The sequence below is a fragment of the Ruegeria sp. HKCCD7251 genome (assembly GCF_013031165.1).
Lineage (GTDB): Bacteria > Pseudomonadota > Alphaproteobacteria > Rhodobacterales > Rhodobacteraceae > Ruegeria.
The window spans coordinates 912,055-925,747 of the sequence record NZ_WPZC01000001.1 but is presented as its reverse complement, the minus strand read 5'-3'; the positions used below and the strand labels follow the sequence as shown (position 1 = coordinate 925,747).

Sequence of the window (13,693 nt, the reverse complement as noted above, 5' to 3'; positions counted from 1 at the left end):
GTCACGTAATCTTGGAACTCAGTGATAGGGCGAGGTTATTCTCACGTCCAGACGTGCCGTTCACAGACTGAAGGTACCGCTCTGAACCAACGGCCAGATTTCAAAATCCGGGTTACGCACCGACCGCCACCCGCCTGTCGACCATTCTGTTACTTTGTGGGTCTCGCAGGACGTATCCCCTGCCCCAGACTGTCTCGATATAGTTTTCGCCGCCCGTCGCGTTGCTGAGTTTCTTGCGGAGCTTGCAGATAAAGACGTCGATGATCTTGAGTTCGGGTTCGTCCATGCCGCCATAGAGGTGATTCAGGAACATCTCCTTGGTCAACGTCGTGCCTTTGCGCAAACTCAACAGTTCTAGCATCTGGTATTCCTTGCCGGTCAGGTGCACGGCTTTGCCTTCGACTTCAACCGTTTTGGCATCCAGGTTCACCGCGACGCGGCCCGTGTGGATCACGGATTGGGAATGGCCCTTTGATCGGCGAATGATTGCGTGAATACGTGCAACCAGTTCTTCACGGTGGAAAGGTTTGGTCATGTAGTCGTCAGCACCAAAACCGAAACCTTTGATTTTGCTTTCGGTGTCGTCAGCGCCAGACAGGATCAGGATCGGGGTTTCAACCCGCGCAATGCGCAATTGACGTAATACTTCGTGCCCATTCATATCAGGCAGGTTCAGGTCCAGAAGGATCAGGTCGTAATCATAAAGTTTTGCTAGATCGATACCCTCCTCGCCGAGGTCGGTCGCATAGACATTGAGGTTGGCGTGGGTCAACATCAATTCGATGCTTTTCGACGTAGTGGGATCATCCTCGACAAGAAGTATACGCATTTACTGCTCCAATTCGGTTCAACGTACCAATTAGGTTAAGCCTGCTCAAAAATGGTAAACCTGACGTTAACGTTGAATCACTTATTCACTTTCATCTTTAGGTTGTCGATATTTTTTTAAAGCCGTCACTTTCAGGGCGTCTTTTCCATGCTCCGCAACGGCCGAGACCCAGGAATTGAACTCCTCATCGCTCAACCCATACCGTGACTTTGCGTCAGACAGCGTGATCAGGCCGTAAAGTACGCCGCGAACAACAACGATTTTTCGCGACGCCACCCATCGTGTCGTGTCCGCAGGAGGAAGGTCTGCGCGCGACAAAACCGTTCCATCCGGCAGGGTTACGGATCGTGGTCCTTCATCTTTGTGCAAATACATCTTCATAACCTTTTCTGCTGCGACAACGCTGAAGCCAGCGTACTTAACGCTGGGTGAAACCACCCCTTGAGAGTGTGTAGAATTTTCCTATATTCTGCCGGTCTTTCTTAATCCGCACTGGAATCGTCATGGCCCTCGATACCGAGACACCGCTGAACTCGCTTGGCATTGCTAAACCCCCGTCGGAAACGCGGGTGGTTGTGGCCATGTCCGGCGGTGTGGACAGTTCTGTTGTGGCGGCACATCTGGCCGATCAGGGCTATGACGTCGTGGGTGTGACGCTGCAGTTGTATGACCATGGTGCGGCGCTGGCTAAGAAAGGCGCGTGCTGTGCAGGGATCGACATTCACGATGCGCGGCGCGTAGCGGAAGAACGCGGCTTTCCGCACTACGTTCTGGACTATGAGAACATCTTTAAGGACGCGGTGATCGACGAGTTTGCCGACAGCTATCTGGCGGGCGCCACCCCGGTGCCCTGCATCCGCTGCAATGAGCGGGTAAAGTTCAAGGACCTGCTGGAAACCGCCAAGGACCTTGAGGCTGACTGCATGGCCACCGGTCACTATATTCAGCGCAAGATGGGCCCGAACGGCCCGGAATTGCACAGCGCTGAGGATGCGAACCGCGATCAGTCCTATTTCCTGTTCTCGACGACGCCTGAACAGTTGGATTTCCTGCGGTTTCCGCTGGGCCACCTGCCCTCGAAAGACGCGACGCGCGAGATGGCGGCGCAATACGGGCTGGCCGTGGCCGACAAACCCGATAGTCAGGACATCTGTTTCGTGCCCGATGGCAACTATGCCAGCGTGATCGAAAAACTGCGCCCCGGTGCGGCTGAACCCGGCGAGATCGTCCATGCCGACGGTCGTGTGCTGGCACAGCATAACGGCGTAATCCACTATACGATTGGCCAACGGCGCGGGCTTGGCATTGGCGGCCTGAGCGAACCGCTTTATGTCGTCAAGCTGGACGTGGACAAGAAGCAGGTGGTTGTCGGCCCCAAGGAAATGCTGGCAACCCGTACAGTACCCGTGCGCGAAATCAACTGGCTTGGGGATGAGCCGTTCACGTCGCGCGAGGAATGGCATCTGAAGGTCAAGGTCCGGTCCACTCGCCCACCGCGCGAGGCGATCGTTCGCCCCCTGTCAGACACCACCGCCGAAGTCGAGCTGCTGACGCCCGAGGAGGGCATTTCTCCGGGTCAGGCCTGTGTCTTCTACGCGTCTGAAGGCAGCCGAATCTTTGGTGGCGGCTGGATTTGGCGCGGCTACTGATCCGCTAAAATCACATGGCGTCGGTTGGGCTGTTGATCAGGATATAAAGACCGACGGAAACCATGATGTAAGGGGCTATTCTGTCCAGTCGTGCGATGCGTGGACCAAGGTTTTGCGCACGAGGGGCACCCCAGCTCGCCAAGGCAATCAACCCGGTAAGCGCGAAGGCCGCACCGATCAGTGCGGTTACCCGGAACGCAGGTGTTGAATCCGCCAACAAAGGCGTCATCGCCGCAAGTGTGTCGATTGACAGGCTCAGAAACAGGACAACGACCGATGTGACCGCGCCACGCTCAGGTATCTTGTGATCATCTTTCCCGGACATCTGGTGCCAAATACCGCGCAGGCCAAGCGCAAGAGGAACAATCCCAAGATACCCGACCCAGTGCAGAAAGCTCGTTTGATCCAACCCGCTGGCAATAGCGAGCGACAAGGACAGGATCAGAACTTGCGCAACCGCAAAACCGATAACGGCGCGTGCCGTCTTCATCACCATTACCAGACCAAACAACATGACAAGGTTGTCCAAGTTGGTCGAAATCGTCACAATCCCGGCAGAAATGGCAAATAGAATATGTTCAACCATGGCGCGCGGGCAGCCTGTCCAACACCGCTCGTGCCGCACGAAGGCCCGGAGCCTCGCCGCCGCGTCCCAAACGATTCATTGTCACGTCCATCGCTGTCTGCTGCGCCTTGGGGTTGGAATAAACTTCGGCCAAAGCTTCAAATATGAGTTCCGGAGTGCAGTCATCCAGCAGACGTTCCGGGACCGCATGGGTATCAGAGACCAGATTTACGAGGGTGACCGTTTTCAGCTTTACCATGCGCTCTGCAATTTTCTGGGTCAGCCAGCTGAGCTTGTAGGCGATGACCATCGGTGTGTTTTGTGCGGCCAATTCCAGTGAAACAGTGCCCGAGGCTGCAAGCGCCAAATCCGCCGATGCAAACGCGGCCCGTTTTTCGGCTACGGCTTGATCTGTGGGCAGGTCGCGCGGATCCACAACCACCGGATTGCCCGGCCAGTCTTTGAGATGTTCACGGACCGCATCGACCATATGCGAAACCGTCGGAACAACCACCCGCATGTCCGGGTGATCACGAAGAAAAAGCGTAAGCGCCTGTCCAAATACTGGAGCCAAACGATCAACCTCACCCCGGCGCGAACCCGGTAGAGCAAGCAAAAGCGGAGCATCACCCAATTCATGGGCCGTACGAAAATTGGTGATTTCCTGATCCGAGGCGACTGGCTCAGTGGCGACAGGGTGGCCGACAAAATCACACTCCATCCCCGCCCGTTCCATGTAGGCGGGTTCAAAGGGCAGCAGCGCCAGAACGTGATCAATGACTTTGGCCATTTTATCCGCACGCCCCGGTCGCCACGCCCATACGCTTGGGGCGACGTAGTGTACGGTTCTGATATTGCTTTGAGCTTTGACAATCTTGGCGACACGCAAGGAAAAATCCGGGCTGTCGATTGTAATCAGAACATCCGGCTTCATATCCAAAACCGCCTGAGCAGTTTCGGCAATGCGACGTTTGAGGTGAAAGAACTTTGGCAGAACCTCGACCAAACCCATTACCGAGAGTTCCGACATTGGAAAGCGGCTGTTTAGACCCTGCGCCTGCATCAAGGGGCCGCCAACACCGTCGAACTCAACATCCGGAACAAGGCTGCGCAACCCTTCCATCAACGATCCGCCAAGACGGTCGCCCGAAGGTTCGCCGGCAACCAGAAAAACTCGCATCAGTTGGCCCGCTCGCGGACATATAGGAACAGGCCGAGGCGGTCGCATTCTTCAATGACACGCGCCTGATCCAACACAATGACACCGCCCTTTTCGATAACGATTCCGGTCAGACCCGCAGCCACGGCGCCCGAGACTGTGCAGGGGCCGATTGTTGGAAGATCGGCACGACGGTCCTGATCTGGTTTAGGGGCTTTGAACAAAACTCCTCCGCCCGCATCGGGGCGTTGGGTCAGCGATTGCAGCATCCAGTCAGTTCCAAAGATGCTTTCAATAGCAAGCGCTTGCCCTTTTGAGACCGCACAGGCCTGACCGATGTCGGCCGTTCCCATTGCGCGCAGAATACCAGCCGCCCTGTCTACATCGGCCAGATCGCCATCCGACGGCTGCGTGTTAGTCAAAAAACCAAGTTGCGGCAACAAGGCCGGTGCGATTTCATGTGCTGCGCGTACCGTCAGACCGGATTCTTCAAGAATGCCGATCACAGCGCGCAGCGCACTATCATCCCCGGACATCAGCGCCTGCTGAATCACGGGCACAAGAGGCATCGTGGCGGCATCAATGCGCGAGGCGTTTATCTGAGGCCGCTTTACAGCGCCCGCCATACAGATTTCGGTGACACCACGCCCTTTCAGATCGGCAATGAAACTGCCCAGATGCTCCAGCGGAAAGACGATATCGGCGGTGAGCTTATCCGGAGTGAACCCTTCCATTGCGCAAATGATCGGTTTGGTTTCGAGGTGGCCAACCACCTCATCCGGCAATGCGCCCGTTCCCGCAATCAGCGCCAGCATGGGTTACTTCCTCGGGGTCAGGAAAGAACGGTCTGTCTGTCCGGTGACAAAATCGACGATCCGTTGCACGTATTCGCTTTCGTTTTCAGCGCCGACACGCTGCGCACGTTCCATAAATGTGCCATCGCCCGTCGATAGCTCACGGAAGGCCGCGCGCAGGGCCGAGATATCCTCGCGAGAAACACCTTTGCGTTTCAGACCAACCAGGTTCAGCCCGTCCAACTCGCCGCGCGGTGCCTGAACCAGCCCATAGGGAATGACGTCGTTCGGCACCATCGTCAGCGCACCGATGATCGCGCCGCGTCCGACCCGGACCCACTGATGCAAACCAGAAATACCACCTACGATCACGTCATCTTCAATGATGCAGTGCCCAGCCGCACCGGCGTGGTTCACCATGATCACCCGGTTGCCGATCTGAACGTCGTGCGCCACGTGAACGCCTGCCATCAACAGACAATCATCCCCGATCCGGGTCACGCCGCCACCGCCATCCGTGCCCGTATTTACTGTCACATGCTCGCGGATTCGATTGCGCTTACCGATCTCAAGTCGGGTATTTTCGCCGCCGAATTTCAGGTCCTGCGGAATTTCACCGATCACCGAGAAATTGAAGATGACCGTTTCATCCCCGACCGAGGTATCGCCGGTTACGACCACATGCGACTTTAGCTCGACCCGGTCGCCCAGTTTGACCTGAGGCCCGACATAGCAGAACGGCCCGATGATGCAGTCTTCACCGATCTGCGCACCGTCTTCGATGATTGCGCTGGGGTGAATGCCGCTCATGTCGTTTTTTCCATGTCCCAATCAACATAGGCCGAGAATTCAGCTTCGGCGGCTACCTCGCCTTCAACAGTCGCGCGGCCGCTGAACTTGAAAATCTTACCGCCTTTTTTACCACGCACAGTTTCCACATGCATCTCAAGCACGTCGCCCGGTACGACTTTGCGGCGGAATTTGCATTTGTCGATATTCATGAAATAGATCAGCAGTTCGCTGTCAATCACATCCATGCCCACGCCCAACATCACACCGGCGGTCTGCGCCATCGCCTCGACGATGGTGACGCCCGGCATGATCGGAGTACCTGGAAAATGCCCCTGAAAATGCGGTTCATTCATGGTGACGTTCTTGATGCCAACCGCAGACTGATAGCCCGAGATGTTGATGACCTTGTCCACCAGCAGAAACGGATAGCGGTGCGGCAATATCCGCTGGATCAGCTGAATGTCTGCGCTCTTGGTTTCCGTACTCATGATGAAGGTGTCCCGTTCTGGATTTCTCTTTCCGGCGTGGTTAGCAACACCGCGACCCAAGGGCAAGCAAACCTATTCGTTCGCCTGGTTTTCTATTGTGCTTCCGTCCCCGATTACCACGTTAATCCGGGCAATCGCAGATTCGGTCACATCTGTGCGGTCCGAGCTTAAAAAGACACTTGAACGTTCTATAATGACAGTTGCTCCGGATTCACGAAGTAGGTCTATCAGCACGGGCTGAATCAACTCAAAAAACATCTGCTGGGCTTCTTCACTTCGCCGCGCAAGTGCGTCCAGCTTTGCCCGCTGCCCGTCCCGATGGGATTGCACCTTTTCATCGAATGCTTCAGCCAGCGGCCGAAACTCTTCCGGCGGAAGCTCGGCCCGTTGCTCTGTTAAGTCTTTTTCTTCACGACTAAGCTCAGCAACGATCCGTTCATTCTCTTCGGCCAGCAATGTGCCCTCAGCCTCGATCTCACGCAGGACACGTTGGCCAAATTCGGAATCTGCGAACAGACGCTCACTGGAAATCGTCAGAACCGCCGTTTGCGGAACCCCCAGTTGCTGAGCCTGAGCAAAACCGGCAAGGAAAATGGTCAAAAAAACACACAGGGCCCGAAGGGGGCCCTGCAGTTTAAGAGATAATGTGTTCATCATCCTCTGGTCAGAATTGTGCCTGAATGGTCAGGTCGAAATTCTGCTCTTGGTCGAAGTCTTCTTTCTTCAACGCCTTCGAGAAGTTGAACCGCAAAGGTCCAAACGGTGTTTCCCAAAGCACCGACACCCCTATGACGTGGCGAATTGAGCCATTTGCACCAACGATATCAGCACCGGCCGTATTGACATCGTCAATGTTATACAGGTTACCCACGTCATAGAACACGCCACCGCGTAGTCCCAGTTCCTCGGGCAGGCCCAGCGGGAAGTCCGATTCAAATCTGGCAACCCAGTAGTAGTTGCCGCCAATCGCGTCGTCCTGACCGTTGGACAGATCGCGCGGACCAAGACCCGCGGGTTCAAAGCCGCGGAACGTGTTCGGACCAAGCACAAACCGGTCGATCGTCCGGCTAAAGTCGTCGCCTCTCCAATGCAGTGCACCCGCTTCAAGCGTGGCACGCAAGACGACTTCTTCGCTGAGCACACGGGTTTGAGCGATCGCTCTGGCGGTTGATTTGTAGTACTCGTTGTCTCCGCCCAGTCCGGCGGCATCAAGACCAACTTCGAACAACACACCAGCATTCGGGTTCAGACCGCCAATCCGGCTGTCGTACACATAGGAAACGCCCAAGGAACTGGTTGTACGCTTACCCTGATCAATCTCTGACGAAATCACAGCGCCGTTTACTTCGTCATCCTGTTGCGTCATCTCGCTGCGGTCCCAGCCATAGCGCACGCGCAAGGCGGAAAGTTCACCAATCGAGTAGCTAAGCTGTGGGTTGAAGAAAACCCGTTCTGTGTCGTAGCTTGCAAAGCTCGAGTTCGTGGACGCAAGGCCCAGACCAAGATCAAAACGCAACCTACGTCCCAACAGGTAGGGTTCGGTGAAGTTCAGCGTATATTGCTCGGCATCCTGCGCGGTCGACAGGGTCACACCCAGATTCTGACCTCGGCCAAGGAAGTTCGATTCATTCAGGCCGATTGCAATCCCGAAACCGTCGGAAACCGAGTAGCTACCACCAAGGCTCAGCGAGCCGGTCGGCTGCTCTTCCACGTCCACGTCGACGATGACCTGGCTGGCCGTCGAGCCTTCGCGCGGTTCAACGTCTGCCACCGCAAAGAAGCCCAGTGCACGGATACGTTCGGCTGCCTGCCGGATTTCGCGCGGATTGAAAGGATCGCCTTCAACGGTGTCGAACTGACGGCGAATGACACGGTCCAACGTTGTGGTGTTGCCTTCAATGTCGATGCGTTCAACAAAGATACGCGGTCCTTTGGTCAGGACGAACTGAACATCCAACGTCAGGTCGCGTGGGTTACGAGTGACACGCGGTTCGACGCGCAGGAAATCAACGCCCTGCTTGATACCCAAACGCTCCTGACGAGCGATCGAGTTCTCAACCAACGACGGTGAATAAGTCACACCGGGCTTGATTTTTAACGCCTGCTGATACGGAGCCGCATCGACGCCGGGAATTTCGCTGACAGTCGAGATCTTACCGAACGAGAACTTTTGCCCTTCGGTGATATTCATCACTAGGAAGAACGCATCACGTTCGCGGGTGAATTCCACATTCGCGCTGTTGACGCGAAAGTCGACATAGCCGCGAGACAGATAGAAATCGCGGATGACCTGTTTGTCGAATTCGATCCGGTCCGCGATAAACGTGTCGCCCCGCAGGAAAGTCCGCAGGAAATTGGCTTGCTTGGTCTCAAGCACCCGACGCAAGCGGCGGTCGGAAAACGCGCGGTTGCCGACAAAGCTGACGCGCTCAACCTCGATTGTCGTACCTTCAGCAATTTCAAAGACAAGATCAACGCGGTTGTCGCTGCGGCGTATGATGCGCGGAATAACGGTGGCCGACACCCTGCCCTGCGCCGAGTAAATCTCTGCGATCAGATCTGCGTCGGCTTCGGCGACCTGTGGCGTGAACACGCGGCGTGGCTGAGACGAGATTGCTTCGATCAGAACGTCATCTTTTACGCGGCGGTTTCCTTCGATGCTGATCTGGTTGATCGTCGGGTATTCCTGAACCTCGATCAGCAGAGTATTGCCGCGCGGGGTCAGTTCGACTGTCTCAAAAACACCACTGTCAAGCAAACGCTGAAACGCGTCGTTCAATTCTCCGGCGGTCACCGTCTGACCGGGCTGGATGCCAGTACGGGCAATAATCGTGGATGTTTCGATCCTACGGTTCCCGTCAACGTCGAAGGAATTGATGGTGTAACTCTGCGCCTGTGCGACGTGCGGCGCCGACACTAAACTCACTAAAACAATAAGGGAAAAAACGGATAGCGTTCGCCACAAAATATTGTTTGTTAGCTTCTGCCCCCCGCAGGATGTGCCTGCGCCTCGCCTATCAGTCATATTTTTCTCTACCCAAATTTTCAGGACTTTAAGTTTGAGTAGCGGTATTCAGAAATCTTGTCAAAAGCCCAAAAAGTAAAGCGACCCAGAAGGTCGCCAACTGTTGTTTTTCAGTGGAATGCGAGAATCACATCGTGATCAGATAAGCGCATCCAAACATCGCCAAAGCGGTCGCGCCGAAGAACAGGATCGAGTCCCAGTTCAACAGGAATAGGAAGCTGAAGCTTTTATACGACTTTTGCAGGGCCCGTGTCATGGCATCCTCTGAAACAATCATCCGATTGCCATAGAGATTACCCATAAATTGGGGCGGAATTGCGGCCTTTCCGCGCCGAACGCGCCACAATCAGCAGAACAAATCGTTGGATACCGAGAAAAGCATCAAGCCCAAGATCAACGAGACACCGACACCCATGAGCACGCGCAGTACACCATCGCTGGGTGGTTTACCTGCAACCGCCTCGTAAGCGTAGAAAACCAGATGCCCGCCATCCAAAGCCGGGATGGGAAACAGGTTCAAAAGACCAACCGCCGTCGACAGTACCGCTATGAAAAAGATGAAGTTCTGAGCGCCTTGGCTCGCCATCGCCCCCGAGGTTTCGGCGATACCGATGGGCCCTGACATGTTACATGTACTGATAGCACCTGTAACCATATGCCAAATCCCCGAAAGGGATCCTTCAACGATCCGAATTGTCTGCCTTACGCCACCGGAAAGGGAATCGCCGATACCAGCGGGTTCCGTAGCTGGTTCCAGCATCATGCCGCCGACAATCCCGATCCGCCAATGGGTGACAAAACCGCCGTCCGGCTGAGGTTCATCGGTGCGGCGTGGTGCCAGCGCAAACTCCAGCTCTGCTCCGTCGCGCCATACATCCAGCAAAAGAACCTTGCCGTCAGACGCTTCCACATGGTCCTTCAACTGTTCGAACGCAAAGATCGGCTCACCGTCAACCGCAGTGATGACGTCACCCTGCTTCAGGTCGATATCCATTGCGGCGCTGCGCGGGGCCACCTGCTGGATTAGCGGAGGCATCAGCCAGGGGGCGGAAACGTCCAATGTCTGACCATCTCTGACGACCGTGTAGTCCAGCACAGGTTCAACTGGTAGCGCTTCCAAGAATTCGGACCACACCCCCTCTTCTCCAAATTCGGGTAGTGGAACGCCTGCGATGGCGATGATCTCATCCCCGTCACGAAGCTCCTGAACCGTACCCGGCAAGGGGGCGAGTGCGCCAACCGTCAACGGCTCTTTCGTTACGCCCTGAGACAGGAAGATCATCCCAAAAACCAAGATGGACATGGCGAAATTGAAAACCGGCCCGGCAGCGACCGTCGCCGCACGTGCCCAAAGCGGCGCGCCATGCATCGTTCTGCGCAACTCTTCCGGGCTTTGCTGCGTGATCTCGGACATGGCGGCTTCGTCCTTGCCCGATGCCGCATTGGCGTCGCCCAGAAATTTCACATATCCGCCAAAGGGTAGCGCCGCGATCTGCCACCGTGTTCCACGCTTGTCGACTCGGCTCCAGAGGACCGGGCCAAACCCGATCGAGAATACCTCGGCGTGGATCCCTGACCAACGGCCAACAATATAGTGGCCGTATTCATGCACCGCCACGATTACCGACAACGCAATGACAAACGCAACAATGGTGTAAACCAGATTACCGAATTGGGGGATCAGTGAAAGTACGTCCAAAATTCTATCCTGCGCGTTGGGCTACGGTTTCATCTACCCACTTACGTGCCAGATGGTCCGTTTGCAGCACGTTATCAAGTGTCAAAGGGGCATCAATAAGGCTGCTTTCGGCCTCTGCCCTGTCCAGAGCGGTTTCGACGATGTCAGCCATTTCCAAAAAGCCGATCTTGCGGTCGATAAAGTGATCCAGCGCCCGTTCCTTGGCCGCGTTGAAGATTGCGCCTGACAACCCGCCCCGCTCCATCACATGACGCGCCAGCCTTAGGGCCGGGTATCGTGCCTCGTCCGGGTCGTGGAACCGAAGTTGACCCAATTTTGCAAGGTTCAACCGGTCAACCGGCAGGTCGCGTCGGTCCGGCCAATTCAGGGCGTATCCTATGGCATGACGCATGTCGGGCGCACCCATATGGGCCATGACCGCGCCATCAGTAAATCCCACCAAGGAATGAACGATGGATTCGGGATGAACCAATACTTCAATCTGATCTGGTGCGACGCCAAAGAACTCTTTTGTCTCAATCAATTCCAGGGCTTTGTTGAACATCGACGCGCTGTCGATGGTAATCCTCTGGCCCATATTCCAATTTGGGTGGCTTGACGCCTGTTCGACCGTGGCGCTTGCCAAATCGCTAAGGGGCCAGTCGCGAAATGCTCCGCCGCTTGCCGTTATGATGATACGTTCGACGGCCTGCATATCCTCGCCAACCAGTGCCTGAAACACGGCAGAGTGTTCGCTGTCGACAGGCAGAAGCTTTGCGTCATGCTTGCGCGCTGTCTCAAGCACTAGAGCGCCTGCGCAGACCAGCGTTTCCTTGTTGGCCAGTGCAAGGGTTGCGCCTTGCTTCAGCGCCTCAAGGCCAGGCGGAAGGCCTGCCGAGCCGACAATGGCCGACATAACCCAGTCTGCCGGACGCGCGGCTGCTTCGGTCAGGGCTTGCTGTCCGGCGGCCGCTTCAATACCGCTGCCCGCCAATGCGTCGCGAAGATCGCCCAGCCTGTCCTCGTGGGCTGTCACAGCCAAGTCGGCGTTCAAACGACGCGCGTCCTTGGCAAGCTGTTCAATCTTGGCGCCCCCAGTAAGTGCAACGACGTCATATGCAGACGGGTCCCTGCCAATCAAGTCTATCGTGTTTTGACCGATGGAACCTGTCGCGCCAAAAATTGAAACTTTGCGCATTACATTGCACCCGGAGTGTAAATCAGACCGGCAATCAACACGAACAACGCGGCCCCCATCATCCCATCGAAGCGATCCAGAAAGCCGCCATGGCCAGGGATAAGGTTCGAGCTGTCCTTTACTCCGAACTTACGTTTGGTGGCGCTTTCTATGATGTCTCCGGCCTGACTTGCCATCGAAGCCAGTACCGAAACCAGAACGAACAAGACGCCAAATCCGGCATAGACGGCAAAAATAGTCCCGACCACCGCAGCGGCGACCCACCCGCCGGCGGTGCCCGACCACGTTTTCTTAGGGCTGACTTTCGGCCAGAATTTCGGGCCGCCAAATGCCTTGCCCACGAAATAACCCGCAACATCTGTGGCGACCACAACGGCAATCAACCAGACCATCCAGCCAAAGCCCATATTTTCGCGGATTGAGATGAACCCAAGGCCCGCAGCGGCAATCCACACGGCAAACAGTGCATATGTCCCCTTGGCGCGACTGATCTGCCCCGCCCCGACAAGGGCTGGTGCCAGCAGGAACGGCAACTTATAAAGCGGCGGCACGTGGTAGCTTAGAACAACGGCCACACCCGTCAGGATAGACAATTGCACAGCCACCGCAGTTCGATCCGGGTCGATCATCCGGACCAGTTCCCATGTCATCAGGCCACAAGCAATTGCGATGAAGGCTTCAAACCAAAGACCGCCCAGCCAAACCTCGATCGAGCCAATCGCGACAAGAACTGCCGCCGACAGGACGCGCGCCGTCAGGTCAGACCATCGGCCTTCGCTCATGCTGAAATTGCTCCGAACCGACGCTCTCGCGTCCCGAAATTGCGGCACAAACGTTCGAGTTCCTCTGCTGTGAAATCAGGCCACAGCGTGTCGATAAACTCATATTCCGAGTAGGCGGATTGCCACAGAAGAAAATTGGAAATCCTTGCTTCACCGCTTGTGCGTATAACAAGGTCAGGATCCGGTAGAACATGTGTGTCCAGATACTTGGGCAGGGTTTCCTCATCCACATCTTCTGGTTTCAGACGCCCTTCCGCGACATCCTTTGCCAGACGTTTGGTGGCCCGTGCGACCTCATCCCGACCGCCATAGTTGATGGCAATGGTCAAGTGTACCAGATCATTGTTCTTGGTAGCGTCTTCCAGAGTATCCATCAGGTCGATAAGCTTTCGATCCAGACGAACGCGATCACCGATAAACCGAACCCGCACCCCATTGTTGGTCAGGTTTCGTGTTTCCTTGATGATATAGCGCCGGAACAAACTCATCAGACCGGCAACTTCTGCCTGTGTGCGTTTCCAGTTTTCGGTCGAGAACGCAAAGACGGTCAGATATTTGACTCCCAGACCCGGGCACGCCTCGACCACATCACGCACGCGGCGCGCGCCTGCCTGATGCCCGAACAGGCGCGGCCTGCCCCGTGCCTGAGCCCAGCGACCGTTGCCATCCATGATTATGGCAACGTGACGAGGGCCATCCACGGGTGCAGTATGTGCGGTGTCGGGCATAGTGGC

The 13,693-nt window shown here is 55.9% G+C and carries 15 protein-coding genes; 1 reads left to right on the top strand and 14 read right to left on the bottom strand.

What is annotated here, in order from left to right; genetic code table 11:
- Positions 1-112 precede the first annotated feature (112 nt).
- Entirely contained in the window at positions 113-829 is a 717-nt protein-coding gene (gene ctrA / locus GOX75_RS04540; protein WP_171121395.1) for a response regulator transcription factor CtrA, read from the bottom strand.
- An 81-nt stretch (positions 830-910) separates the two neighbouring features.
- Positions 911-1,204: a DUF1153 domain-containing protein gene (locus GOX75_RS04535; RefSeq protein ID WP_171121394.1), complete on the bottom strand. Its 294-nt coding sequence runs from the start codon at positions 1,202-1,204 to the stop codon at positions 911-913.
- Between the two features lie 128 nt (positions 1,205-1,332).
- Between GOX75_RS04535 and mnmA the strand changes: the two genes are divergently transcribed.
- On the top strand, positions 1,333-2,478 hold the full coding sequence (gene mnmA, locus GOX75_RS04530; RefSeq protein ID WP_171121393.1) for a tRNA 2-thiouridine(34) synthase MnmA: 1,146 nt from the start codon (positions 1,333-1,335) through the stop codon (positions 2,476-2,478).
- Positions 2,479-2,488: 10 nt separating this feature from the next.
- Here the strand turns inward: mnmA and GOX75_RS04525 are convergent, their stop codons facing one another.
- The 12 genes from GOX75_RS04525 to GOX75_RS04475 form a co-directional block, all read right to left on the bottom strand.
- The gene (locus tag GOX75_RS04525; protein ID WP_171121392.1) at positions 2,489-3,064 is read right to left on the bottom strand and encodes a hypothetical protein; all 576 of its coding nucleotides are present in this window, start codon (positions 3,062-3,064) and stop codon (positions 2,489-2,491) included.
- A complete protein-coding gene (gene lpxB / locus GOX75_RS04520; RefSeq protein ID WP_171121391.1) occupies positions 3,057-4,223 on the bottom strand; it encodes a lipid-A-disaccharide synthase in 1,167 nt (388 codons plus the stop codon). The genes GOX75_RS04525 and lpxB overlap by 8 nt, the downstream gene beginning before the upstream one ends.
- Positions 4,223-5,017 (bottom strand): LpxI family protein, encoded by a 795-nt coding sequence (locus GOX75_RS04515; protein ID WP_171121390.1) that lies wholly within the window; start codon positions 5,015-5,017, stop codon positions 4,223-4,225. Before GOX75_RS04515 ends, lpxB begins: the two co-directional genes overlap by 1 nt.
- A gap of 3 nt (positions 5,018-5,020) precedes the next feature.
- Positions 5,021-5,806, bottom strand: coding sequence for an acyl-ACP--UDP-N-acetylglucosamine O-acyltransferase (gene lpxA / locus GOX75_RS04510; protein ID WP_171121389.1), 786 nt, complete (start codon positions 5,804-5,806; stop codon positions 5,021-5,023).
- Positions 5,803-6,276, bottom strand: a complete 474-nt coding sequence (gene fabZ / locus GOX75_RS04505) for a 3-hydroxyacyl-ACP dehydratase FabZ (RefSeq protein WP_171121388.1) — start codon at positions 6,274-6,276, stop codon at positions 5,803-5,805. The genes lpxA and fabZ overlap by 4 nt, the downstream gene beginning before the upstream one ends.
- A gap of 72 nt (positions 6,277-6,348) precedes the next feature.
- Entirely contained in the window at positions 6,349-6,876 is a 528-nt protein-coding gene (locus GOX75_RS04500) for an OmpH family outer membrane protein (RefSeq protein ID WP_254428761.1), read from the bottom strand.
- Between the two features lie 64 nt (positions 6,877-6,940).
- Positions 6,941-9,301 (bottom strand): outer membrane protein assembly factor BamA, encoded by a 2,361-nt coding sequence (gene bamA, locus GOX75_RS04495; RefSeq protein WP_171121387.1) that lies wholly within the window; start codon positions 9,299-9,301, stop codon positions 6,941-6,943.
- A 127-nt stretch (positions 9,302-9,428) separates the two neighbouring features.
- Positions 9,429-9,557 carry a hypothetical protein gene (locus GOX75_RS20480; protein WP_255431721.1) on the bottom strand — a complete coding sequence of 43 codons (129 nt, stop codon included), beginning with the start codon at positions 9,555-9,557 and terminating at the stop codon, positions 9,429-9,431.
- A gap of 90 nt (positions 9,558-9,647) precedes the next feature.
- Positions 9,648-11,000 (bottom strand): RIP metalloprotease RseP, encoded by a 1,353-nt coding sequence (gene rseP / locus GOX75_RS04490; protein ID WP_171121386.1) that lies wholly within the window; start codon positions 10,998-11,000, stop codon positions 9,648-9,650.
- A 4-nt stretch (positions 11,001-11,004) separates the two neighbouring features.
- Positions 11,005-12,177, bottom strand: coding sequence for a 1-deoxy-D-xylulose-5-phosphate reductoisomerase (dxr, locus tag GOX75_RS04485; RefSeq protein WP_171121385.1), 1,173 nt, complete (start codon positions 12,175-12,177; stop codon positions 11,005-11,007).
- Entirely contained in the window at positions 12,177-12,959 is a 783-nt protein-coding gene (locus tag GOX75_RS04480; protein WP_171121384.1) for a phosphatidate cytidylyltransferase, read from the bottom strand. The genes dxr and GOX75_RS04480 overlap by 1 nt, the downstream gene beginning before the upstream one ends.
- Positions 12,956-13,687 (bottom strand): isoprenyl transferase, encoded by a 732-nt coding sequence (locus tag GOX75_RS04475; protein WP_171121383.1) that lies wholly within the window; start codon positions 13,685-13,687, stop codon positions 12,956-12,958. Before GOX75_RS04475 ends, GOX75_RS04480 begins: the two co-directional genes overlap by 4 nt.
- Positions 13,688-13,693: the final 6 nt, after the last annotated feature.

What these genes read in the sequence shown, in the direction of transcription:
- ctrA (WP_171121395.1), bottom strand. Translation starts at nt 829, where the DNA reads ATGCGTATACTTCTTGTCGAGGATGATCCCACTACGTCGAAAAGCATC.
- GOX75_RS04535 (WP_171121394.1), bottom strand. Translation starts at nt 1,204, where the DNA reads ATGTATTTGCACAAAGATGAAGGACCACGATCCGTAACCCTGCCGGAT.
- mnmA (WP_171121393.1), top strand. Translation starts at nt 1,333, where the DNA reads ATGGCCCTCGATACCGAGACACCGCTGAACTCGCTTGGCATTGCTAAA.
- GOX75_RS04525 (WP_171121392.1), bottom strand. Translation starts at nt 3,064, where the DNA reads ATGGTTGAACATATTCTATTTGCCATTTCTGCCGGGATTGTGACGATT.
- lpxB (WP_171121391.1), bottom strand. Translation starts at nt 4,223, where the DNA reads ATGCGAGTTTTTCTGGTTGCCGGCGAACCTTCGGGCGACCGTCTTGGC.
- GOX75_RS04515 (WP_171121390.1), bottom strand. Translation starts at nt 5,017, where the DNA reads ATGCTGGCGCTGATTGCGGGAACGGGCGCATTGCCGGATGAGGTGGTT.
- lpxA (WP_171121389.1), bottom strand. Translation starts at nt 5,806, where the DNA reads ATGAGCGGCATTCACCCCAGCGCAATCATCGAAGACGGTGCGCAGATC.
- fabZ (WP_171121388.1), bottom strand. Translation starts at nt 6,276, where the DNA reads ATGAGTACGGAAACCAAGAGCGCAGACATTCAGCTGATCCAGCGGATA.
- bamA (WP_171121387.1), bottom strand. Translation starts at nt 9,301, where the DNA reads ATGACTGATAGGCGAGGCGCAGGCACATCCTGCGGGGGGCAGAAGCTA.
- GOX75_RS20480 (WP_255431721.1), bottom strand. Translation starts at nt 9,557, where the DNA reads ATGACACGGGCCCTGCAAAAGTCGTATAAAAGCTTCAGCTTCCTATTC.
- dxr (WP_171121385.1), bottom strand. Translation starts at nt 12,177, where the DNA reads ATGCGCAAAGTTTCAATTTTTGGCGCGACAGGTTCCATCGGTCAAAAC.
- GOX75_RS04480 (WP_171121384.1), bottom strand. Translation starts at nt 12,959, where the DNA reads ATGAGCGAAGGCCGATGGTCTGACCTGACGGCGCGCGTCCTGTCGGCG.
- GOX75_RS04475 (WP_171121383.1), bottom strand. Translation starts at nt 13,687, where the DNA reads ATGCCCGACACCGCACATACTGCACCCGTGGATGGCCCTCGTCACGTT.